The sequence below is a fragment of the Arthrobacter sp. R-11 genome (assembly GCF_049913155.1).
Lineage (GTDB): Bacteria > Actinomycetota > Actinomycetes > Actinomycetales > Micrococcaceae > Arthrobacter.
In genome coordinates this window covers 2,715,449-2,738,328 of sequence record NZ_CP183979.1, presented here as the reverse complement: position 1 = coordinate 2,738,328, position 22,880 = coordinate 2,715,449, and the positions used below count along the sequence as shown (strand labels likewise).

At 63.0% G+C, this 22,880-nt stretch carries 18 protein-coding genes and 2 tRNA genes; 15 read left to right on the top strand and 5 right to left on the bottom strand.

Annotated elements, in window-relative coordinates; all coding sequences use genetic code 11:
- Positions 1-170: 170 nt before the first annotated feature.
- The 5 genes from ACN9M4_RS12355 (at position 171) to ACN9M4_RS12335 (ending at position 6,816) form a co-directional block, all read left to right on the top strand.
- Positions 171-242, top strand: a tRNA-Gln gene (locus tag ACN9M4_RS12355).
- A 129-nt stretch (positions 243-371) separates the two neighbouring features.
- Positions 372-444, top strand: a tRNA-Glu gene (locus ACN9M4_RS12350).
- A gap of 286 nt (positions 445-730) precedes the next feature.
- On the top strand, positions 731-1,333 hold the full coding sequence (locus ACN9M4_RS12345; protein WP_426298274.1) for a hypothetical protein: 603 nt from the start codon (positions 731-733) through the stop codon (positions 1,331-1,333).
- Between the two features lies 1 nt (position 1,334).
- The gene (locus ACN9M4_RS12340; RefSeq protein WP_426298272.1) at positions 1,335-5,753 is read left to right on the top strand and encodes a glycosyltransferase; all 4,419 of its coding nucleotides are present in this window, start codon (positions 1,335-1,337) and stop codon (positions 5,751-5,753) included.
- Between the two features lie 70 nt (positions 5,754-5,823).
- Entirely contained in the window at positions 5,824-6,816 is a 993-nt protein-coding gene (locus ACN9M4_RS12335) for a hypothetical protein (RefSeq protein ID WP_426298270.1), read from the top strand.
- Positions 6,817-6,911: 95 nt separating this feature from the next.
- Here ACN9M4_RS12335 and ACN9M4_RS12330 read toward each other — a convergent pair whose 3' ends face one another.
- The 3 genes from ACN9M4_RS12330 to ACN9M4_RS12320 all read right to left on the bottom strand — a co-directional run bounded on the left by ACN9M4_RS12330 (position 6,912) and on the right by ACN9M4_RS12320 (position 10,628).
- Positions 6,912-8,894 carry a DUF6270 domain-containing protein gene (locus tag ACN9M4_RS12330; RefSeq protein ID WP_426298268.1) on the bottom strand — a complete coding sequence of 661 codons (1,983 nt, stop codon included), beginning with the start codon at positions 8,892-8,894 and terminating at the stop codon, positions 6,912-6,914.
- Complete coding sequence (locus ACN9M4_RS12325) at positions 8,891-9,907, bottom strand: FkbM family methyltransferase (RefSeq protein WP_426298266.1); 1,017 nt, start codon at positions 9,905-9,907, stop codon at positions 8,891-8,893. The genes ACN9M4_RS12330 and ACN9M4_RS12325 overlap by 4 nt, the downstream gene beginning before the upstream one ends.
- A 169-nt stretch (positions 9,908-10,076) precedes the next feature.
- Positions 10,077-10,628 carry a DUF1697 domain-containing protein gene (locus ACN9M4_RS12320; RefSeq protein ID WP_426298264.1) on the bottom strand — a complete coding sequence of 184 codons (552 nt, stop codon included), beginning with the start codon at positions 10,626-10,628 and terminating at the stop codon, positions 10,077-10,079.
- Between the two features lie 103 nt (positions 10,629-10,731).
- Between ACN9M4_RS12320 and ACN9M4_RS12315 the strand changes: the two genes are divergently transcribed.
- Complete coding sequence (locus ACN9M4_RS12315; RefSeq protein WP_426298262.1) at positions 10,732-11,982, top strand: GAF domain-containing sensor histidine kinase; 1,251 nt, start codon at positions 10,732-10,734, stop codon at positions 11,980-11,982.
- A 21-nt stretch (positions 11,983-12,003) separates the two neighbouring features.
- Here the strand turns inward: ACN9M4_RS12315 and ACN9M4_RS12310 are convergent, their stop codons facing one another.
- A complete protein-coding gene (locus tag ACN9M4_RS12310; RefSeq protein WP_115788811.1) occupies positions 12,004-12,723 on the bottom strand; it encodes an IclR family transcriptional regulator in 720 nt (239 codons plus the stop codon).
- A 112-nt stretch (positions 12,724-12,835) separates the two neighbouring features.
- Between ACN9M4_RS12310 and leuC the strand changes: the two genes are divergently transcribed.
- The 7 genes from leuC to ACN9M4_RS12275 all read left to right on the top strand — a co-directional run bounded on the left by leuC (position 12,836) and on the right by ACN9M4_RS12275 (position 20,268).
- The gene (gene leuC / locus ACN9M4_RS12305) at positions 12,836-14,281 is read left to right on the top strand and encodes a 3-isopropylmalate dehydratase large subunit (protein WP_426298260.1); all 1,446 of its coding nucleotides are present in this window, start codon (positions 12,836-12,838) and stop codon (positions 14,279-14,281) included.
- 9 nt (positions 14,282-14,290) lie between these two features.
- Positions 14,291-14,890: a 3-isopropylmalate dehydratase small subunit gene (leuD, locus tag ACN9M4_RS12300; RefSeq protein WP_426298258.1), complete on the top strand. Its 600-nt coding sequence runs from the start codon at positions 14,291-14,293 to the stop codon at positions 14,888-14,890.
- Between the two features lie 168 nt (positions 14,891-15,058).
- Positions 15,059-15,802, top strand: a complete 744-nt coding sequence (locus ACN9M4_RS12295) for a DUF6270 domain-containing protein (RefSeq protein ID WP_426298256.1) — start codon at positions 15,059-15,061, stop codon at positions 15,800-15,802.
- 130 nt (positions 15,803-15,932) lie between these two features.
- Positions 15,933-17,258 carry a UDP-N-acetylglucosamine 1-carboxyvinyltransferase gene (gene murA, locus ACN9M4_RS12290; RefSeq protein ID WP_426298254.1) on the top strand — a complete coding sequence of 442 codons (1,326 nt, stop codon included), beginning with the start codon at positions 15,933-15,935 and terminating at the stop codon, positions 17,256-17,258.
- Between the two features lie 12 nt (positions 17,259-17,270).
- A complete protein-coding gene (locus tag ACN9M4_RS12285; protein ID WP_426298252.1) occupies positions 17,271-18,071 on the top strand; it encodes a lysophospholipid acyltransferase family protein in 801 nt (266 codons plus the stop codon).
- Positions 18,068-19,117: an NAD(P)H-dependent glycerol-3-phosphate dehydrogenase gene (locus ACN9M4_RS12280; protein WP_426298250.1), complete on the top strand. Its 1,050-nt coding sequence runs from the start codon at positions 18,068-18,070 to the stop codon at positions 19,115-19,117. The genes ACN9M4_RS12285 and ACN9M4_RS12280 overlap by 4 nt, the downstream gene beginning before the upstream one ends.
- Before the next feature lie 2 nt (positions 19,118-19,119).
- Positions 19,120-20,268, top strand: coding sequence for a D-alanine--D-alanine ligase family protein (locus ACN9M4_RS12275; RefSeq protein WP_426298248.1), 1,149 nt, complete (start codon positions 19,120-19,122; stop codon positions 20,266-20,268).
- Between the two features lie 42 nt (positions 20,269-20,310).
- On the opposite strand, the gene ACN9M4_RS12270 is transcribed toward ACN9M4_RS12275, so the two are convergent.
- Positions 20,311-20,745 (bottom strand): DUF3515 family protein, encoded by a 435-nt coding sequence (locus ACN9M4_RS12270; RefSeq protein ID WP_426303463.1) that lies wholly within the window; start codon positions 20,743-20,745, stop codon positions 20,311-20,313.
- Positions 20,746-20,947: 202 nt separating this feature from the next.
- Between ACN9M4_RS12270 and ACN9M4_RS12265 the strand changes: the two genes are divergently transcribed.
- The gene (locus ACN9M4_RS12265; RefSeq protein WP_426298246.1) at positions 20,948-22,000 is read left to right on the top strand and encodes an LCP family protein; all 1,053 of its coding nucleotides are present in this window, start codon (positions 20,948-20,950) and stop codon (positions 21,998-22,000) included.
- Between the two features lie 217 nt (positions 22,001-22,217).
- Positions 22,218-22,880, top strand: a complete 663-nt coding sequence (locus tag ACN9M4_RS12260) for a hypothetical protein (protein ID WP_426298244.1) — start codon at positions 22,218-22,220, stop codon at positions 22,878-22,880.

Below are 22,880 nucleotides of genomic sequence, written 5' to 3'. Positions count from 1 at the left end.
TCCGCGATTGAATCAAGGGTTTCGCCGGAACGCTCCGCCGCACCCCAGGCGCTCCGAAGCGCCGGTCGCCGGCCGATTTGTGCGCGCCGGGAGTCTCGGGTAAAGTAATTACTCGTGCTGAGGGGCACGGAGCGAAGGTTGAAGCCTTCGGGCCGGCCTGAAAGCGCCGATGGGATATGGTGTAATTGGCAACACTACGGTTTCTGGTACCGTCATTCTAGGTTCGAGTCCTGGTATCCCAGCTCTGAATAAACCGAGTTAAAACGAGGTTGTTTCGGAAGTTTCGAACGGTTCGCCGATTTGGAACAAAGCTGAATGTGTGAAATAATAATTCAGCCTGATCGCGGGAAGCCGCAATCGGAAAAGTGCTTGGCCCCATCGTATAGCGGCCTAGTACGCCGCCCTCTCACGGCGGTAACGCGGGTTCGAATCCCGCTGGGGTCACAATGAAACGGCTCCGGGCATCTGCCCGGGGCCGTTTTTCATTTTCGACAGCCCGCACAGGGCCCTGCCGGGTCCTATTGTATTGATTGGTTGTCAACGGACGCCTTACTACTTCGGGCGCACAGATAAAAGTCAAGGAATCCGGCATTTGCTCCGAGAGTTCAAGAAAGTCGACCTTTGTTGTCGCTTTTGAACGGGGCACATGGACATCTTGTAACATACTCATCGTGCTCGAACGCGGAAGGCCGACGGTGCACTGGTCGGGAAATCTACTGGGGAGAATCGCGTGAGCAAGGTTGAAGAGACAGAACTCGACCCGGGCATCGGCAGCGTTGAGCGCTTGCTTGCCACGAGAGGGCGGTCATCCACTCCGCCGCCGCCGAACGAGGCGAAGATCAGGCTGGCCGACATGCTCAGGATCGGGTACCACTCCGCATCCCCACACCATCCCAGGCTCAAAGTCGCCACGATCGTTCACGATGAACTGTACGACGAGCTTGAAAAGTCGTATTCCGTCATGCCTCTGCTGCCTTCGACGTTGGTCAACTCCGTCGATGCCGGGCAGCCGCGGATGATTGTCATCCACCGCTCAGCATTCCAGGATGGTCCATGGTTCGGCGCTGAAGATGCGACGGGCGGCGCGGCAGTCGACACAATCCGCCGGCTTCTGCCGTGGAGCAGGAAGCGTCAGGTGCCGGTGCTGTTCATTGAGAACGGAACCCCCGATGGATACTTCACAAACATGCTCAGGGAGATAGGCACTGAAGTCTTCCCTTCCGAACACTCCGAGAGCAGCGTGCCGGAAGGAGCCCCGCGGCGCGCAATATTCCAGATAGCGCATCGGTTTGCCAAAGCTCCGTACGTACCGACGAACGAAGGCGGAATCTGACATGAGAGTGCTCTTTTGCTCGGCGAGCAAGCCGGAATCGACGGAAGCCGACCGCAGTCGTTTTGGGGCCGTCCGAAAACTCATGGGGACCGTTGCTGACTCCGAACTGTCGATCGTGGCGGCGTCGCCGGCGCTCGAGGATCTCCTGGACGTTTCTCCCGGCCGCATGTGGCTCCTTTCCCGCAACCAAGATGAATCCGAGGATGAGTTCATCCGGAACTTCGCTTCGCTTGTACGGGACAAGTTTGCGCAGGACGACTTTGATCTTGTTCTTGCAGATGGACTGCTCCTGAACCAGGAACTTGTGCGCCTGGGACTCCCCGCCAAGCACTTCTGGTCCGTCCTGTCCGCCTCAGATGTTGCTTCGCAAATGGGCACCGGTAAAGAAGGACTCGAACCGTTGCAAGCCGTCGTGCGGTATTCCGGGTTCACTCTCGTGGAAGACGCGGCGCAGCAGCACGTCCTGCGGCAAGCGGTGCCGACAGCCAACCATCGGGTCCAGCTCATGGACGCATGCGATGCCCGCAGGATGCATAACATGAAGCGGGCGCAGCGCCGGGTCCTCCTGTACCGTCGTCCGGGCGAGGAAGATACGTCAGCCTGGGCCAGCCGCACCTACCGGATGGCGAGCTCGGTAGCTTCCGAGGAAGTCCACGCAATCGTCCTGTGCCACGACGGCCTGTCCATCTTTGCTTCCTTGGAACAGGACAGCCCTCATGTCACAGTGCTGCAGCCTGCAACCGCTGCCCATCAGATCGAGAACGAGCGGCTCTTGCCGCGGTTCGCTGCCTGGCATGTTGCTGTTGCCTCATCGGACCTTGAGTGCTGCGCGGTGCTGACGGACGATCTGGAGACGGTGGTATCCGGGTTCACCAACAACGTCCTGCAGCGCAAGTTGTGGCCCCTGATCGACTTTGAAGGCCTGGAGGAATTCAACCAGTCACGACCGCTTTTCCAGCAGTTTGCGGAGACTGCGTCGCGCCTTGTCTATGTGAAAGACGAGGCCAGGGCCGTCCTGGAGTCCAGGATTCCGGCGGCGACCTCCAAGGGCGTCCTGCTTCCGACGCTCTCCTATGGAATGGAAGAGGCGTATTCAACTGACGCACAGGCCGGGTCCGGTGCGGAGCTTCTTCGCGACTACCTTGATAGGGCAGTCGCGGATTACGCAGCCGTTCCGCTCCTCCCTGGCAAGCGGCGTGTCCTGATGGCTGGCCATGACTTCAAGTTTGCCGGCGAGCTTATTGACGTGTTGTCGCAGAGGCAGGATGTGGAACTGCGAGCCGACCATTGGGTGGCTCAAAACCAGCAAGATGAGACGCAGAGCCGAATCCTGTTGGAATGGGCCGACCTGATATTTTGCGAATTCGCGTCCCACAATGCCGTCTGGTATTCGTGGGAGAAATTGCCTGGGCAGACTCTGGTGGTCCGGTTCCACGGTTACGAACTCTTTTCGCCCTGGATCCAGGAAATCAACATCGCAAATGTTGACCGGATCATTTTCGTGTCCGAGTTTTACCGGAACAAAGTGGTCCAGGAACTGGGATGGCCGCGGGAGAAAACCGCCGTTATCCCGAATGTGGTCGACGTTTTGGACTTGAACCGTCCCAAGAGGGAAGAAGCACGCTTCCACATCGGCATTGCTGGAATTGTTCCGATCCTGAAGCGGCCCGACCGTGCCCTGGACATACTGGAGCAGTTGTTGGCCACGGATGCCAGATACACGGTCCATATTCGCGGCCGCGCACCATGGGAATACGGATGGATGTGGCAAAACGAGGTCATCCGCGAAGCCTATGAAGCCTTCTACGAGCGGATTGCCTCGAATCCCGAGCTGCGGCGAAGAATTGCCTTTGATGAATTCGGCCCCGACATGGGGCGCTGGTTCCAGAACATCGGCTGGATGCTGTCACCCAGCTTCCGTGAAACATTCCATCTGGCTCCCGTTGAAGGCATGGCCTCCGGTGCGGTACCCGTGGTCTGGGAACGTGAGGGTGCCCAGGAGATCTTCGGGAGCGAGTGGGTCCATGAGGACACGATGGCTGCGGTGGACTACATCAAGCGGGTCAACCAAAGCGCCGAAAAATACCTTGAGGTTTCGAATGCCGCGGTCGCACACGCGCGGCAGTTCGACTTGGTGAAGAACGGGCAGGAATGGCTGCGCCTGCTCCTGACCCTTGAAGGAGCCCACTCGAGCGTCCCCGGGGATAACGTCTCCGCCGAGAACCTGGAGCGAAGCTTCTTGGCAAAACCAAGCAGCACGTCCCTTGCCTGGCTGTTCGCCGCGCTTCATCGCGACGGCGAGTTGGACAGGATTCGACAGCTGGCTGAAGAGTACCCGGACTTCGTTTACCTATCCTCCCAGCGTTATCTCTTTGAGTGGCGATGGAAGGAGGGGATCGAAGCCCTTAAGAGCGAACCGCCAAGGATTCCTGAACGGAGTCAGGGCGCCGCTTACCTTGTCAGGCCCGAAAGCGTCCTGTTTGTATTCGATGAGTCCCGAAAAGGAATAAGAACCTCTTCCTGGCCGACGGCTGTAGCGGATGATGTTGAGTCTGGCGCCCTGCATTTGGTGAGTATTGCTTCCGCTGCAATCAACCCCGACTTTGACGCTGAAGACGAAGGACGCACGGAAATCGAACTTGACGGGGTGCCCGCAGTTCGCATACCTCTGAGGAATTCCGCCGGACTGCGTCTCCCGAAATTCGTCCTTGCCGCAACGGACGCCATTGTGCGCGAGGCACGTGCGTTCCGGCCTGCGGCCATCGCCGCGCAGGGAGACTTCTGGGTAGCCCTGCCGGCCCTGCTGGCAGCGCGCCGCCTCGGTGTGCCTTTTCTCAGCGAGGGCCAGGGGGACCTGCTCGACGACCGCGGAGATGAAGAGCTTTCGGCAATATGCGCGGCGCAGTCCGACGCGGCTTTTGCGCCCGGTTCCAGCCCGCTGGCGTCTGCCGGGCAGGCGCAACAGAGCTATTCAGCTGCACTGTCTCCGGCAATCCAGCGCGAACTGGGGTCCATGCGGGTCGGGGTGATTGCGGATCAATTCACGAGCGCGACAATCGCGCATTCCTTTGAGACCGTGCCACTATCCAGGGAAGAGGGCTATGTCCAAGTAGCCTCCTTGGACCTCGATGCAATCTTTGTCGAATCGGCGTGGGAAGGTCCTGACTACCAGTGGCGCCGGGGGGTTGCCTATTACCCGGACGAGATCGTCGACCTCGAGCGGATCATCAAGGTAGCCAGGGCACGGAACATACCCGTGATCTTCTGGAACAAGGAAGACCCGGTCCATTTCCGTGCGTTCGAGCGGACTGCCGCCATGATGGACCACGTTTTCACGACCGACGCGGACATGGTGGGCAAGTATCTCCAATACGAAGAATCCGTTGTGAAGACGGTTTCCTCCTTGCCGTTCTACGCCGAGCCGGCGATCCATAATCCCATGCCCACGGACCGGCCCTATCTGCACACCGTCAGCTACGCAGGCACTTATTACGGGGACCGCTTCAAGGAACGCTCCCTTGAACTCCACCGGATTCTTGATGCCGCGAAGCTCCACGGGCTGACCATCTACGACCGCCAGGTCAACGTACCCAACTCGCCGTACCGATTCCCTCCGGAGTTGGCTCCCTTCGTGCGCGAAGGTGTGCCGTACCAGGAAGTCCTGAAGGTCTACAAAGCGCATCCGGTGAATATCAACGTGAACTCGGCCAACGATTCACCGACGATGTTTTCGCGGCGCGTAGTCGAGGTAGCCGCAAGCGGGTCAGTGGTCCTCAGCGGGCGCGGCCGCGGGATCACGGAGCAGATCCAGGGCATTGAGGCAGGCGATTCGGATGAGCGCTGGGCGGAACTGCTGGCTGGATGGATGACCGATGAAAAGCTACGCCTTGAAACGGCGTGGAACCAGATGCGCACCATTACCCGCTCCCACCTGGCCGACCAAGCGCTGACCATCGTGATGAGGACGGCCGGGATTCCCGTCGTCGCGCCGGTTCTGCCGTCTTATGCGGTCGTAGCCGCTGGTGCCACTCCGGCTGACATCGAGGCGATGACTCGTCAAAGCTGGCGGCCACGCGTTGTGTTCGCAGATCACCTTGACGCCGGTGACCGCGCGAAGTTGGAGCAGCACGGAATCCACGTCGCACCGGAGTCCGAACTGGACAGCACCGACGTCGACTGGTTGACGGTCTGGGAAAACGTTCCAAACGAAACCTATTTCGAGGATCTTCTTCATGCGACCCGCTTTGGTGACTGGGACCTGGTGTCGGCACGACCATTTGAGGAGGGCGGGAAGCCTGGCGGGCCCATTATCGAATTGAAGCGGAATGGAACCTTTGCCGAAATCCGCCGCCTCGGTTCCAGAGAGCCCGAAGGCGACGAGTCTGTACTGACTTGGGTCGTCGTTCCGGCAAGGAACTAGGGAACAACGCGAGCTCCGAACCTGCATATTGCCAACCCCTGCCCGGAAAAACGAAAGAGCGACAACCAAAGTGGAAGAACGCGACGAATTCTACGGTGTACCTGTTGTTCCGCTTGACAGCATCGACGATTTCAATCCCACAACAGCGGACGACGAAAGAATCTACACCTTAGCCATAGGCGACGGAATGACCCTGTCCTTCCTGGTCAATTGCCAAAAGAGCCTTCGCAGCGAAATGCGCGCAGGGTTTCACGCTGCAAAAGGACCCAGCACACCTGATGGCCGCTACTTTGCCCCGGTGGCTATTTCGAGGAACTCCCGTTCGCCGTTCGTGCTCTTCGCCGACCCGACCCTGACACTTGCTCCTGCGAACAGGTTGTCGTGGTACCTCGGTACCCCGGCGGTTGATCCTGACGACTGGATGGAAGCGATTATCCGCAAGGTGATGGCTGCCTCCGGTGCGCGGTACCTGGTCCTGGAAGGCTCGTCCGCCGGAGGGTTCGTGGCTATGCGGATGGGAGCCCGGTTCCGTAATTCAGTCGCCGTCCCTCGCATACCGCAGACTGACGTATTCCGCTATTCCATCCGCACCCCCATCCTGGAAACGCTCCGGGCCGCGTGGCCTGGCATGTCCTACGAAGAGATCATGGCGGACTTCTCACATCGATTCCGTATTGCGGACCGCTACACCGACCCGCGGTGGAACAGGGGAAACCTGATCTCGTACGTCCACAATGCGGGCGACACATGGCACACGGTTGAGCATCTTGAACCCTTCTTGGCCGAGCTCGGCGAGTCCTCCGGGGCGTTCGTTGCCTTGGATGGGCGTGTCACGATTTCACGGCCTTATGTTGGAGACGGCCACATTGGCATCCCGTCGATGTGCTGGCCGGGGGACGCTGAGATAGCACTGGCACGATTGAAATCCCTCCGACCCGTCGAAACAGAGTCGCCGGAAGAGGAGGTGGAGGAGATGTTCACTCCGCCTTCAGGGATGAACCGTTCCGACCTTGCCGGGAAAGCACGGCAGGATTCGGTGTCCAAGCACTTTACGTCCTTCTAGGGCAGCTGCCTGCCGCGGCCTCGCGGAAAAGGGCCAGCCTCCCGGAAACCGACGCACCCCAAAGGGGGCCAGCCAGACGGCTGGCCCCCTTTGGCTCAGTGCCCGGAGATCTTTGCAAGCTCGTCCAACAGATGAGTGGATACCCCGCCGACAAAATGGTAGGGGGCTGGCCCCCACCTGTGCTTGCTGTCGGCTACGAGCAGCCGTTCCGGATAGTCGATGAAACGGATTTCCGGATGGGCGGCGAGGTCGTCGTACAAGCGATTGAGAACAGTGTTGTGATGCGCGATTTCGACCTGGTTGGGAAGATCCACGCCCTCGTCGGTGACAGTCGCCCAAAAGACCCGGTTCACGATGATCTTGGAAGCAGGGCAAGCGGCGAGCAGGCGCTGCAGGCCGGCCGTCCAGCGTGCGTAGTAGTCGTCCGAGCCGACGCGTAGGAGCTGATCGGAAGTAGCCGAGGTCCCGGTTTTCTGCAGCTCCGTGGAATACGCGATCACGGTGTCCTGATATGGCATCAACCGGATCCGCTCGTCGATGAGGTCCACCAGCAAATAGTCGAAATCCGAGTCCCGGAGCAGGCCGTCGAGCTGCTTGCTGACATCGGCCCGGACCATTCGCCGCTGGAATGGACTTTGTATGGATTGAAGCTCCACATCGAGGTCCTTCGGCGGTTCGGCGAATGCGCTGCCGAATGGTGAGCGCGCAATATAGTTGACTAGCTCGAATTCGTGTTCCAGCGCAAACGCGTCGCGTGTGACGCAGCTGCCATAAATGAAGAAACGCGAAGGACTGGCTTCCAGCCGCGCCGCGGCTTCGATCGAAAAGAGCTCATTGTTGAATCCGTCGCGGACCCGGACCTGTGCCGTGAAGCTTTCTTGCACGCCGTCATACGGGAAAATACATTCCGTGTCCGATGAGTACCATTTCGGGTTCGAGACCGTACCGTCGGTCCCGTGTTTGAAGAAGCCGAAACGGAGCCCTCCGTACCCGGGCGGGACGTCTCCAAGATTGATGCGGGCGAGGAGACCGCCGTCGTGGTTTCTTTCGAGGTCGACCGACAGCTGGCTTTCGAGATCGTCCTTCAGATGGCGCAGGTCCCGCGGTTCGGATCCAGGCAGTTGTCCGGGCACGAGGCCGGAATCCTTGAACGAAGAAACGACCTCCAGGGCCGTTCTTGCCGGGTTGAGCAGGTCTTTCACGAGTGAGGTGACGCATTCGGGCGGGAGCGCCGCGTGGTCGGTGCCAAAGTGAGTGATCCAGACCGCGTGGTTGACCCCGTGTTGGTAGAGGCCCCGTCCCAGATGCCTGTAGTTGCCGGCCTCGATGAACGGAGCAGTATGGACCGGTACGTGCCAGTCCGTTGCATTTTGGATAAAAACGGTGCGCCTCGGCCGAAGGCCAGCTGTTGCGTCCGGAAGGAGGGAAAGCTGCACTCCCGCGTCGGCGAGTTCCTGCCGTACCCGTGATTTCCAATCCTGTGACTGGAGGGTGCCTGTGTGGTTTGGAAATGCGGTCTCCAAGTACTGCCGGACGAACTTCTCGTTGTATTCGAGAATGTCTGTCTGGGCATTCCATACGAATACTGAGGCGCGGTCTCCCATTTTCTGGCCGTAGAAGAGAGCCGTATACCCACCGCCCGATCCTCCAACGAGCAGGAGCTCGCGGTTCGTGGTGTCGGAGAAGGCCCTGAGGATCGCGAGCAGCGGCTCGTGGAGCCGCTGGTCTTCACTTCCCGTGTACCAGGCCAGGCCTAATGTCTCGTGCAGTTCGAGGGAGGGGTCGGATATCGAGATGTACGGAAAGTCGCCGGAAAGTGAGACATTGCCGCCGGAAAAGAAGGGTCCAGCCTTAGTCTCGCGGTTCTGCACGGCACCGGAGAAGAACACCGGCACGGCAATGGAGGGACGGGAGAACGGTTGGCCGCTGATAATGAGGTCGAGGCTTGGCCCAGCACCAAGCTCGATCGTGTGCACTCCGTCCTGCCAGGTGTCTTCTCCGCAAAAGGCAGCGACCGAATCCCACGAGAAATGCGGCGTTTTCCACCGTTCGTAGTTTCGCTCGAGCTTGGATGTCATTGCTTTTTCCCTCGCAGTCCGGAGATCTCGTTTTCCAGTTCCGCGATCCTCCGGGAAGACGATTCCTGAAGGCTACGCAGTTCCTCCAGAAGGGCACGGATTTCGGCGATCTCGTTGCCATCCGGTTCTCCGGCAACCGGCGCAGCCACCCTTGGCTGCTTGTCCCGGGGCTCCGTCCGGCTGTTGATTTCCTGGAGGGCCTCCCGATGAAGCCGCTCCGTGTACCTGTTTGATCTCAGGAGGCGGGAATCAAGTTCCTTGTGCATGTCCCTGACGGCCTGCAGTTGCTGGCCTTGGAACCTCACGATCGCCGCCTGCTCGAGTGGGGTCCGCGCCGGTGCAAGGATGTATGTCGGTGTTGCGTTATAGACGCCCAGGCAAACGTAGTCGATGGTTTCAAGGATGCCTTCGAGCGCCTGCAGTTCGGCGGGGTCGTTCAACTCGCATGAAATGAACGGACGATCGCGCTCGATTAGGGCCAAACCGCCGCGGATAACCTCCAGGTCCATTCCCTCGACATCGATCTTGATGAGGGAAACACGACTGCCGATGGATTCGTTGTCGAGCGACGTCAACGGAAGATCGCCATCCTCGGTTTGGACCAGCGAGGTTGCTCCCAGGTTCGACTCATCGAAGGTGGTGATTCTCGCGTGCCCTGGTGCGCTGCCGACTGCGAACGGGCGGACTTCAATGTTGGCGTCCGCATAATTGATTTCGACATTGTGCAGCAAGCATTCCAGAGTCGTCTCAACCGGCTCGAAAGCGATGACGTTACAGCGGAGAAGCTTTGCAAAGTACAGTGAGTGGTTTCCGATATTCGCGCCGACGTCAACCACAAGATTTCCGGGCGAAAGAATCGGCGCAAGCGCGTCAAGGAACGGACGCTCGTAAAAGTCGCCAGTGGCTCTGATTACCCTGCTGATGTGATCAACATTCGACGGCAATGCGAATCTGACGTCGACGTCACCGGCACGGACTGTCACAATATCGGACTTCATCAATCCTTCTGCCATGTTTCAACCAGCTCCTCTCGGACCCGGCACTCGATTATGTCAGGCTGTCGCGGCATCTTGTTGGGCCGGACCGTTGCCTGCCCGGACGGGAAGCCTCCCGCAGCGTCATGCAATGCTATCGCTTCCGCCGCCGCGCTCCTGCCAGATGTCAACTCCTGGGTCGCTTTCGTCACAGCTGCGCGACGGCGTCCTGCACCTTGATCATCGTGCGGAGGTTCCGGGTGGTGGTTGCCGCCTTGTAGCGGGCCTTGGCGGTGATCTTGCTGAAGGGGCTGTCAATAGTTCCGCCGGCGGGAGCCAGCCAGGCGATCGCCTCGGGGCCGATACGGGCAAGGTCCACTCCGCCGTCGGCCGCGCTGCCGAGGGCCGAACCGGCGTCGAACAGTTCATCCAGCACCGCGGAGTCCGAGGAGAGCGTGATGTAGCTGTGGGTGGACTTGTCGTCCGGGGGATAGGGGCAGGCCGCCACCAGTTCAGCCACGCGCGCGCCGCTCAGGACCACTACCCACGCGTCGTAGCCGAAGGAATCGCGCAGGCACTTTTCAAAACGCTGCTTGACGACGGCCGCTTTGAGATCGCTCTTGAGCACCACGTTGCCACTGGCCAGCAGGGTCTTGACGCCTTCGAAAGGGAGCTCGCCGAGGGCCGTCCTGAGTTCGGCCATCTTGATGTTGATCCCACCAACGTTGATTCCCCGCAGGAATACCGCAAAGCTGTCCATGGGCCCTACGCTACAACCCAGCCCCGGCGGGTTTTCACAGACGCCCGCCCCGCGCGCCGGTATCATCGGCTGGTAATCCCAATGAAGCTGGAGGACACACTCTATGGCGCACGCTCGAGGGCAATTGGCTTTCAGTGACGACGTGAGCCGGGACACGGAACTGAGGGAGTACGGCCTCGATCCCAGCTCGGATTCGCCCCTCCTGAGCAATGCGGCCGTCTACAGCGCGCTGCAGAACCTGGTTCGCCTCGCAGCTGAGCTTTGTGGTGCTCCCTACGGCGTGGTGAACATCATCAGCGCGGAGTACCAGCACCAGGTCGGGGCGTGGGGAGTTGAGGCCGCGGTCTGCCCGCGGGAGGACTCCATGTGCGCAAAGGTGTTCCTCTCCCGCGAAAAGACCGTGGTCCCGGACGCCTCGCAGGATGTCCGCTTCGCCGACAACCCGTTTGTCACCGGCGAAATCGGCAACGTGCGCTTTTATGCTTCCATTCCGCTGGAAACGGGAACGGGTTTTGTCCCCGGGACGCTGTGTGTCTTTTCGAACGAACCCAAAGAGCTGAGCCCGGAGCAAGCCGGCATCCTCGAGGTACTGGCCAAGCAGGTGGTCGAGCTCCTGGAACTGCAACGCCGCACAACCCAACTGGATCGCACATACGCCGAGCTGAAGGACACCAACGCGAAGCTGAAGGACAGCAATGCCAAGCTCGCTGCTTTCGCGGGACGCGTCAGCCATGATCTGCGCATTCCACTCACCACGATCCTCGGCTACGCAGAACTGGTGGAGGACGATCCGGAGGTCCAGTCCGACAGCGCAGCTGCCAAGTATCTTGAACGCATCGGGTACAGCGGACGGCGCATGCTCGGAATGCTCGAGGACGTCCTTAGCTACTCACGGGTAGGCGGCAGCATCCAGCCGACGCATGTCTCACTCCAGGACACGGCCAGGAACGTTGCCCGCGACCTTGGCATCGAAGGCTCCGGCATCATCGAAGCAGAAGACCTGACGCTCTACGCGGACAAGGGACATTTCCGCATGCTGATCCAGAACCTGGTGTCGAACGCGATCAATTACCGCAGCCCCGAGCGGAAGCTTCGCATCCGAATCAGCGCTGTTTCCGACCACCGTGGCGCCACGGTCTACGTTGCCGACAACGGCAAGGGGATCAAACCCGAAGACCGGGCCATGGTCCTGGAGCCGATGTTCCGCCTGAACCGCCAAGGCGACGGGCCGGGAAACGGCCTGGGACTGGCCACCTGCCACAGCATCGCCGAGGCACACGGCGGCGAACTCTCATTGTCGGAAACTCCGGGCGGCGGAACGACCGTCGCCATTACCTTCCCCGCCGGACCCTAGGGGCGCAAGCCCGGGAAATGCTCAGTCGTTGCCCTTGCGCAGCGCATCGGTGAGGACCCGGGCGGCGTTGCAGACCACTTCGGCGTGCAGCCGGCCAGGCTGACGGGTGAGGCGTTCGATTGGACCCGAAATCGAGACCGCCGCGATGACCCGGCCGGAAGGTCCGCGCACGGGCGCGGAAACGGAGGCGACCCCCGGCTCACGTTCGCCGAGGCTCTGGGCCCAGCCCCGGCGTCGTACGCCTGCCAGGACGGTGGGAGTGAAACGGGCATTCTGCAGGCCATCCAGCAGGCGGTCGTGGTCCTCCCAGGCGAGCAGCACCTGGGCCGCGGAGCCGGCCTTCATGGACAGCTGGGTGCCGACCGGGATGGTATCGCGCAGGCCGATGGGGCGTTCCGCCGACGCGACACAGACACGCCAGTCGCCCTGGCGGCGGAAGATCTGCGCGCTCTCGCCGGTGGCGTCGCGCAATTGGATCAGGACGGGGCCCGCGGAGGCGATCAGCCGGTCCTCGCCGGCAGCCGAGGCGAGCTCCACCAGTCGGCTCCCGAGGACGAAGCGGCCCTGGATGTCGCGGCTCACGAGGCGGTGGTGGACGAGGGCCAATGCCAGGCGGTGCACGGTAGGCCGGGCGAGGCCCGTTGCGGCCACCAGCTGCGCCAGCGTGGTAGGCCCGGCCTCAAGCGCGTCCAGCACCTGGGCCGCTTTATCAATGACACCGACTCCACTAGAATTGTCCATGTACTGATATTGCCGTCTCAATATCTGAGATGCAAGTTGTTTCGCTGGCGCACTTTGCGGCGCTCATGTTCAGTGGATGTAGACAATCCAACCGCAGTGAAGGGAGCAGGCCGTGGGGAAAACACTGGCCGAGAAAGTTTGGGACGCGCACGTAGTGCGCAAGGGTGACGGCGAAGGAGCCAACGCCCAGCCGGACCTTCTGTTCATCGACCTGCACCTCGTGCACGAAGTGACCTCCCCGCAGGCTTTCGAAGGCCTGCGCCTGGCCGGACGCCAACTGCGCCGCCCGGACCTCACTATCGCCACCGAGGACCACAACACGCCCACCCTCGAAATCGACAAGCCGATCGCGGACCTCACCAGCCGCACCCAGATCGACACCCTGCGTGCCAACTGCAAGGAGTTCGGCGTCCGCCTGCACTCGCTGGGCGACAAGGAACAGGGCATCGTGCACGTTGTCGGCCCGCAGCTCGGCCTGACCCAGCCCGGCATGACCGTAGTCTGCGGTGACTCGCACACCTCCACCCACGGCGCGTTCGGCGCGCTGGCCATGGGCATCGGCACCTCCGAGGTGGAACACGTCATGGCCACCCAGACGCTGTCCCTGAAGCCGTTCAAGACCATGGCGATCAACGTCGAAGGCACCCTCCGCCCCGGCGTCAGCGCCAAGGACATCATCCTGGCCGTGATCGCGAAGATCGGCACGGGCGGCGGCCAGGGCTACGTCCTGGAATACCGCGGATCGGCGATCCGTGCGCTGTCCATGGAAGCGCGCATGACCATCTGCAACATGTCCATCGAGGCCGGCGCCCGCGCCGGCATGGTGGCCCCGGACGAGACCACCTACGCGTACATGTCGGGCCGCCCGCATGCGCCCGAAGGCGCCGACTGGGATGCCGCCGTCGAGTACTGGAACACGCTGCACACCGATGCTGACGCCACCTTCGACGTCGAGGTGGACCTCGACGCCGACACGCTGGAGCCGTTCGTGACCTGGGGAACCAACCCCGGCCAGGGCGTTTCGCTCAACGACGCCGTGCCCTCGCCCGAGGATTTCGGCGACGAGAACGCCAAGCTGGCTGCCGAGCGCGCCCTGCAGTACATGGGCCTGGAAGCCGGAACCCCCATGAAGGACATCCGTGTAGACACCGTGTTCCTGGGCTCCTGCACGAACTCCCGCATCGAGGACCTGCGGGCCGCAGCCGACGTGATCCGCGGCCGCGCCAAGGACCCGAACGTACGCATGCTGGTGGTTCCGGGGTCCGCCCGTGTCCGCCTGGAAGCCGAGGCCGAGGGCCTGGACAAGGTGTTCAAGGAATTCGGCGCGGAATGGCGCTTCGCCGGCTGCTCCATGTGCCTTGGCATGAACCCGGACCAGCTGGCCCCGGGGGAGCGCTGCGCCTCCACCTCGAACCGCAACTTCGAAGGCCGCCAGGGCAAGGGCGGCCGCACCCACCTCGTCTCGCCGGTGGTGGCCGCAGCGACCGCAGTGCGCGGCACGCTCAGCTCGCCTTCCGACCTGGAATCCGTCTCCGTCGCCGCCGGCGACGCCGCCTAGGAGGACCCCTTGGAAAAGTTCACCACCCACACCGGTATCGGTGTCCCCCTGCGCCAGAGCAACGTGGACACGGACCAGATCATCCCCGCCGTCTACCTGAAGCGCATCACCCGCACGGGTTTCGAGGACGCGCTTTTCGCCGGCTGGCGCAAGGACGAGAGCTTCATCCTGAACCAGGAACCGTTCAACGCCGGATCCGTGCTGGTGGCAGGGCCCGACTTCGGCACCGGCTCGTCCCGCGAGCACGCCGTCTGGGCGCTGAAGGACTACGGTTTCAAGGCCGTGCTTTCCTCCCGCTTCGCCGATATCTTCCGCGGCAACTCTGGCAAGCAGGGGCTCCTGGCCGCCGAGGTGGCCCAGGACGACATCGAGCTCATCTGGAAGGTGCTGGAAAACACCCCCGGCACCGAGGTCAAGGTGGACCTGGTCTCCAAGACGGTCGAATGCGGCAACGTCGTGGCACCGTTCGAAATCGACGACTACACCCGCTGGCGGCTGCTGGAGGGTCTGGACGACATCGGCCTGACCCTGCAGCACGAAGAAGACATCACCGCCTACGAGGCCACCCGGCCGTCCTTCAAGCCGAAGACGCTGCCGGCGCGCAGCTGACTCCGTCTCAAAAGCCAGAATCCGCACCGGTTGCGGGGCGAGCAATAAGAACGCCGCCGTCGAATCAGCAATTCGACGGCGGCGTTTCTTGCCATTCGCTGCGTCCCGCCAATTCCGGCAGGGACGCCTGATTCCGGCCGGGACGCGGCCCTCTGTTAAGGTTCTTTAATGCACAAAAACCTGATGATCTATGGCAGCTGTGTGTCCAGGGACCCGTTTGAAGAACTCGGTTCCGACTACGCATTGCTCGGCTATGTTGCTCGTCAGTCCATGATCAGCGCACTCTCACGGCCCACGGAACTTCTTAACGGCGAGGCCCTGGCCTCCTCCTTCCAGAACCGCTCCCTCGGCGGAGACTTGAAATCGAACCTCCTGCCGACGCTTCGGCGATATGCGGCGGAAATCGACCTGCTGGTCATTGATTTGACCGACGAACGGCTTGGCGTCATCCGCTTGCCCGACGGCAATTATGTGACCCGTTCCTCGGAACTCATGCATTCCGGCCGGCTGGCGGGAATTGCGGGACGATACAGGCTCATTGAGCCGGTGACAGAGGAACATTGGACCCTTTGGGAGTCCGCTGCCAACCGGCTCTTCGGTGCCCTGACCGCCATGGGGCTGCGTGACAAGACGCTCGTCCTGGGTACGCCGTGGGCGCAGGTGACAGAGAAGGGCGAACCCGTCCCGCCCTTCCGGGATCCCGGAAAAGACGTTGAGCTGAACGCGTATTTCGCTGAATGCTGCGCGCATATCAAGAGCCTCGGCTACACGGTGCGGACCCTTCCGGAAGACCTGAGGGTGGCCCAGGCCGATCACAAATGGGGCGCGGCGCCGTACCATTTCGGAGCCGTTGCCAGGCAGTGGATTGCGCGCCAGATCGAGGTCGCGGCCTCCGGCGTCGCGGTCGCGTAAGGGCGCCATTTCCCGGGGGTATGCCACCCCAGGCCGGCCCTTCCGCATTTCGGATCATTAACCCCAGCTTCTATGCTTAGCTTGAGCCCTCGGCAGTATGGGGGCATCAACTCGTGAGGAAACGGTATAGATGAGCAGTGTCCTGACAATCCGCGGCGGTGTGCCGCTGGCCGGCCGTGTTACCGTCCGTGGCGCGAAGAACCTTGTGCCCAAGGCCATGGTCGCGTCCTTGCTGGGGAATGAGCCTTCAGTGCTCCGGAATGTCCCGGAAATCAAGGACGTGGAGGTTGTCACCAGCCTGCTGAAACTGCACGGTGTCACCGTGGAAAAGGATCCCGTCACCGGTGATCTGACCCTGGATCCCAAGGACGCCAAGACGGCCTCCAGCACGGCGATCGACGCCCATGCAGGGGACTCCCGCATACCGATCCTGTTCTGCGGCCCGCTGATCCATGCGATCGGTGAGGCGTTCATTCCGGACCTGGGCGGCTGCAAGATCGGCGATCGCCCCATCGACTTCCACCTGGACGTGCTGCGCCAGTTCGGTGCCGTGGTGGAAAAGCGCCCCGGCGGCATCCACATCTCCGCGCCCAAGGGCCTGCACGGTGCCAAGATCTCCCTGCCCTACCCGTCCGTCGGTGCCACCGAGCAGGTGCTGCTCAGCGCCACGCGTGCCGAAGGCATCACCGAACTCAGCGGCGCGGCCACCGAACCCGAGGTCATCGACCTGATCGCCGTGCTCCAGAAAATGGGCGCCATCATCAGCGTGCAGACGGACCGCACCATCCGGATCGAAGGCGTCAAGGACCTGGGCGGCTACGACCACCGCGCCCTGGCGGACCGCAACGAAGCCGCGTCCTGGGCCTCGGCCGCGCTGGTGACCCGCGGCGACATCTTCGTCGAAGGCGCCTCCCAGCGCGACATGATGACCTTCCTCAACACCTACCGCAAAGTGGGCGGCGGAATGGACATCCGCGAGGACGGGATCCGCTTCTACCACCCCGGCGGCAAGCTGAGCCCGCTGGTCCTGGAAACCGACGTGCACCCCGGCTTCATGACCGACTGGCAGCAGCCGCTCGTCGTCGCCCTGACCCAGGCCGAAGGCGTGTCGATCGTCCACGAAACCGTGTACGAAAACCGCTTCGGCTTCACCGAGGCCCTCAGCCGCATGGGTGCCACGATCCAGGTGCACCGCGAATGCCTGGGCAGCGTCCCGTGCCGTTTCGGCCAGCGCAACTTCCTGCATTCGGCCGTCATTTCCGGGCCGACGCCGCTGAAGGGCACCGACATCGACATCCCCGATCTCCGCGGCGGGTTCAGCCACCTGATCGCGGCGCTTGCTGCAACCGGAACCTCCCGCGTTACGGGCATTGACATCATCAACCGCGGCTACGAACGCTTCACCGAGAAGCTGGCCGGCCTCGGCGCAGATTTCGACATCACCGAATCCAAGTAAGCGGGGGACCCTTTGAAGGAACCGGCCAAGAGCCGTGCCACGTTCGCGCTCCTCGCAGGGATCGCACGGCCGTTGATGAACCTCCTGATGGCCAAGAAATGGGAAGGCACCGGGAAGCTTCCCAAAGGCGGCTTCATCGCCGCACCCAACCATTGCACCGAGATCGATCCGATCGTGATCGGCCACATGCTTTACAACCAGAAGCGCCTGCCGCACTTCCTCGCCAAAGCGGGCCTGTTCAAGGCTCCCGTTGTGGGTTCCCTGCTGCGCGCCACGCGCCAGATCCCGGTGGAACGCTCGACGGCGGGGGCGAACCGCTCGCTGCAGGCAGCCCAGGAGGTGGTGGACGCCGGAGGCGCCATCATCATCTATCCCGAAGGCACCCTGACCCGCGACCCGGACCTCTGGCCGATGAAGGGCCACACCGGTGCCGCCCGGCTGGCCATACAGACCGGTGCGCCGGTGGTCCCCATGGCGCACTGGGGCGCCCACGAAGTCTTCCCGAGGTACGCCAAGCGCTTCCACATCTTCCCGCGGAAGACGTCCCGCGTGCTGGTCGGCGAGCCGCTGGACCTCAGCAGCTTCGCGGGCCGTCCGTTGGACCGCACCACCCTCAATGAGGCAACCGAGCTCATCATGGCCGCCATCACCGGGCTCCTGGCCGAACTCCGCGGCGAGGAACCCCCTGCCGAACGCTGGGATCCCGCCGCCCACAACCAGGCCAAGCAGGGCCGCTTCCAGGCCCGGGGCACTGAGAGGCCCGGAAACACAGCGAGGCCCGGAAGCACAGCCAATCCGGGGGAGCTGAAGTGACCGGCGCCGGCACCGACTGGGAACCCGCGGTCGTCGCCGTCCTGGGCGCCGGCTCCTGGGGAACCACCTTCGCCAAGGTCCTTGCCGACGCCGCCGCGGCCGCTGGCAGCGAACGCAGCATCCGGATCTGGGGGCGCCGCCCCGAGGTCGTGGAGCAGATCAACCGGCAGCACCTCAATGAGCAGTACCTCAAGGACACGCCGCTGCCGCTGTCGATCTCCGCGTCGACCGACGTCGCCGAGGTCCTGGACGGCGCGGAACTGGTGATCCTCGCGGTTCCTGCACAGTCCCTGCGCCCGCAGCTCAAGGAGTGGAAGGAGCTCGTGGCGCCCGGCGCCGTCGTGGTTTCCCTCATGAAAGGCCTGGAACTCGGCACGGATTCGCGCATGAGCCAGGTGATCGCCGAGGAACTGGACATCCCGGACAGCCGGGTGGCAGTGGTCTCCGGCCCCAACCTGGCGATGGAAATCGCCCGGCAGGAGCCCACGGCGTCCGTCGTCGCCTGCAGCGACGAGGACACCGCGGCGGCGATCGCGCACTGCTGCACGGCACCGTACTTCCGCCCCTACACGAGCACCGACGTCGTCGGGGTGGAGATCGGCGGGATCGTCAAGAACGTCATCGCCCTCGCCGTCGGCATCTGTGAAGGCAGGCAGATGGGCGACAACACGAAGGCCTCTGTCATCACCCGGGGCCTCGCGGAGACCTCGCGGCTTGCCCTCGCGCTCGGCGGCGATGCCCACACGATGGCCGGGCTCGCCGGCCTCGGAGACCTTGTGGCCACCTGTTCCTCGCCGCTGTCCCGCAACCACACGGCGGGCCGTTTGCTCGGCCAGGGTCTGACCCTTGACGAGGTCACGGCGAAGATGACCCAAACGGCGGAGGGCATCAAATCCGGGTACGCTGTCAACGAGCTGGCCGTCAGCCTCGGCGTCGACATGCCGATTACTGCGGCCGTGGTGGCCGTGCTGGAAGGCAGACTTTCCGTTGATGAACTCGGGCCCCGGCTCCTTGCCCGCTCCCTGAAGTCCGAAGGCGATTACTGATTGTGACCGAAAAGATCCAGACCCCCGGAACTCCCGACGGCGGTCGGCGCCCACGCGTCGCCGTGCTGTTCGGCGGCCGCTCCAGCGAGCACGCCGTCAGCTGCGTGACGGCGGCCGGAGTGATGGGGGCGATCGACAAGAGCAAGTACGACGTCATCCCGATCGGGATTGCGAAGACCGGCCAGTGGGTGATCCCCGGCGGCGATCTCAGCCAGTGGTCCCTGAGCTCCGAGGAACTGCCGGAAGTCGCCCCCTCGGGCAAGACGGTCACCCTCGCCGAGGTCGGCGGCACCCACCAGCTGGTGGTCACCGAACCCAACGCGGTTCCCCAGGAACTCGGTTCCGTGGACGTCGTCTTCCCGCTGCTGCACGGTCCGTGGGGCGAGGACGGCACCATCCAGGGACTGCTGGAACTCTCGGACACCCGTTACGTGGGCGCCGGTGTCCTGGCCTCCGCCGTCGGCATGGACAAGCACTTCATGAAGGTGGTCTTCGAGGCCGCCGGGCTGAAGGTGGGGCCGTACGTGGCCGTTACCGACCGCGAATGGAGCAACGACGCCGAGGCAGTCCGCAAGCGGGTGGACCGCCTGGGTTACCCGGTCTTCGTGAAGCCGGCCCGCGCCGGGTCCTCGATGGGGATTTCCAAGGTGGATTCGCTCGACGCACTGGACGCCGCGATCGAGGAAGCCCGCCGCCACGACCTCAAGCTGGTGATCGAAGCCGGGATCACCGGGCGCGAGATCGAATGCGCGGTGCTCGAAGGACGCGGCACCGACGCTCCGCGCACCTCCATGCCGGGTGAAATCGCCGTGACCTCAGGCGGGCACGAGTTCTACGACTTCGCCGCCAAGTACGTCGAGGACGGCGCCGCGGCCCTGAGCTGCCCGGCGGACATGCCGGAGGAAGCGATCGCCCGCGTCCGCGAGCTTGCCGCGGCAGCCTTTGACGCCGTCGGCGCCGAAGGCCTGAGCCGGGTGGACTTCTTCTACACCCCGGACGGCGAACTCATCATCAACGAGATCAACACCATGCCCGGGTTCACCCCCAAGAGCATGTACCCGCAGATGTGGGCCGCGTCCGGCCTGCCGTACGCGGACCTGATCGACGAGCTGATCTACCTCGCGCTGAACCGCAAGACCGGACTGCGCTGAAACGGGGGTGCCGCCGTCGGGATTCCCGACGGCGGCACCGGCTCACTTGCTCTTCGGCAGGTTCGGGAGGTCTTCCTGGCCGACGCAATGGCGCAGTGCCTTGATCTTGCCCGCTGCCTGGGCCAGATCGGCAAGGACCGTCGCGGAACTGATGACGTTCGGGTCCATGAGGATTTCCGTGGCGGGCTCCCGGCCGTAGGTGGTCAGGGTCCACACCGGGTTGCCTTCCTTGATCACCCAGTCGACGCCGTTGACGCTGACGCAGCGGTCCGTGGTGGGACCCGGGACGTTGACCCCGCAGCGCAGGACCACTTGCGAGGGCTCGCCCCACGCCGCGGTTGCCTGGCTGTTCGTCTTGCGCAGCTTTGCATCCCCGATGGCATCCGGAAGCGCCACCATCATCGGGGCGCAGGCCGGGTTGGCGGCATCCGCTGCCGCCTTGACGTCCACGGCGGGCGAGCAGGCGGACAGGGCCAAGAGTGAGGCGGCCGCGGCAAGCGCCGCTGTCTTCGGGCGGAAACGCTTTGTGTGGAAGTGCGGGCCGGTCGGAAAAATCACCCCTCAAGCCTACGTGCCCCGGGCACCCCGGGCGAACCTGAGGAGAGGCTGGAAGGCCTTTTCCACGGGACATGGGATGATGGCGTGAACGGTTTTGCCCTGGGGACAAAGGAACACACGGATGCACAACGACGAAATGCTGCCTGAAACCACGCAGGATGAGCCGACTCCGCGGAAGAAGAAGTCGCACACCGCGCGTAACGTCCTGCTGGGTTTCCTGGCGGTTGTCCTGGTCGTGGGAGCTGTCAGCGGCTTCTACTTGTACAACCTCGCCAACAGCTTCAATACGAAGACCCAGAAGATCGAACACGCCTTTCCGGAGGAATCCACCCGGCCCACGAAGCCGACCCTTCCCAACGGGGGAGAAGCGATGAACATCCTGGTGCTGGGCAGCGATTCCCGCTCTGCCCCGGTGGACACCGCGGAAAAGGGCGCCCCCTCGGACCAGCGCTCCGACTCGATGATGCTGCTCCACATCCCCGCGGACCGGAAGAACATCTTCATCACTTCCATCATGCGTGACACCTGGGTGGACATCCCGGGCCACGGCAGCGCCAAGATCAACGCGGCCATGGCCTTCGGCGGCATCCCGCTGGTGGTGCAGACCGTGGAAGGCATCCTCGACGCCCGCATCGACCATGTCGCCGTGATCGACTTCGAAGGCTTCAAGTCCATGACGGATGCCTTGGGCGGCGTGGAAGTGAATGTCCCCATTGCCTTCAGCGACCGCGGATTCGACTTCGCCAAGGGCAAGCAGGTGCTGAGCGGGGACAAGGCCCTGGTCTTCGTCCGCGAACGCTACGCCTTCGCGGACGGCGACTACCAGCGGGTGAAGAACCAGCAGATCTTCCTGAAGGCGCTGCTGGGCAAGTTCCTGACCACCGAGACCCTGACCGATCCGGCGAAGATCAGCGCCGTGGTTGACCAGGTTTCGCCGTATGTCTCGGTGGATGAGACCCTGGACGCCTTGGCCGTGGGCAAGCTCGCCGTCGAACTGCGCAATGTCCGCACGGGGGACGTAAAGAGCTTCACCCTGCCCAACAGCGGGACCGGTTGGTCGGCGGATGGGCAGTCGATCGTGGTGGCGGACCAGTCAGCGATCGATGCCCTCAAGAAGGCGCTGAAAGAGGACAAAGTGGGCGATTACCTTAAAGCCCAGGGTATTGCCAATTAGTCCAAATCAAGGACTTAGATGCGGCTTCCCGGCCGGTAGTGAATTATGCTGGTCACGATCTTATTGACTGGACCGACTGATTCGCTTTGTGTAACCGGCCGGGTTTGCCAGCCGCAGCCGCGGCGGACAGGCCCTGCCGCAATCGCTGCGGGGGGCAACGATGAGGAAGTATTGCAGTGGGGTACGCAGGTGCGCCACGGTGCTTGCGCTTGCCTTGATGCTGGGAATCCAGGCGGGTGGAGCGCACGCGGAAGAGCCGCCTGACCCGATCATCGAAAACCCGGTTGATCCGGGAGACATCGTCACCCTGCCCACGGACCCCATAGACCCGGGCGGGACAACGGAGCCCGGTGCCACCGACCCCGCAACGACTGACCCGGGTACCACGGATCCGGGTACGTCCGGTTCCGAGACAAGCGGCCCGGGCACCAGCCTTCCGGGGACCACTCTTCCGGGGACCACTGTCCCCGGCGGGGGAAGCGGGGGAACCGCCACCAAGCCCTTGGAGCCGGGACCAAATCCCGCCCCTGCGGCCCCGGCCGGCACCGTTCCGGCGCCCTTCGTCGTGGAGCAGCCCGCCGGGCAGTTCGCCCAGGAACCCGGTGCCGGACAGGTCGTGCCATTGCCCGAGTCCCCGAACCCCACCGCGAGCAACAGCACCGCCCCCTCCGTGAAGCCGTCGGCACCGGTCAAGACCTCTGCCCCCGTGCCGTTGCCCGAACCGGTTGCGAAGACCCTCGACTCCGTGGTTTCGGTGGCCACCGGGAGCCCCCTGCACGTCCAGATCATTACCGTCCTTGCCCTGCTCGGGGCCGGGTTCGTCTACTTCCGGTTCATGGGCTCCAAATCCCGGAGGCCGCCGGTCCGGAGTCACAAGTAA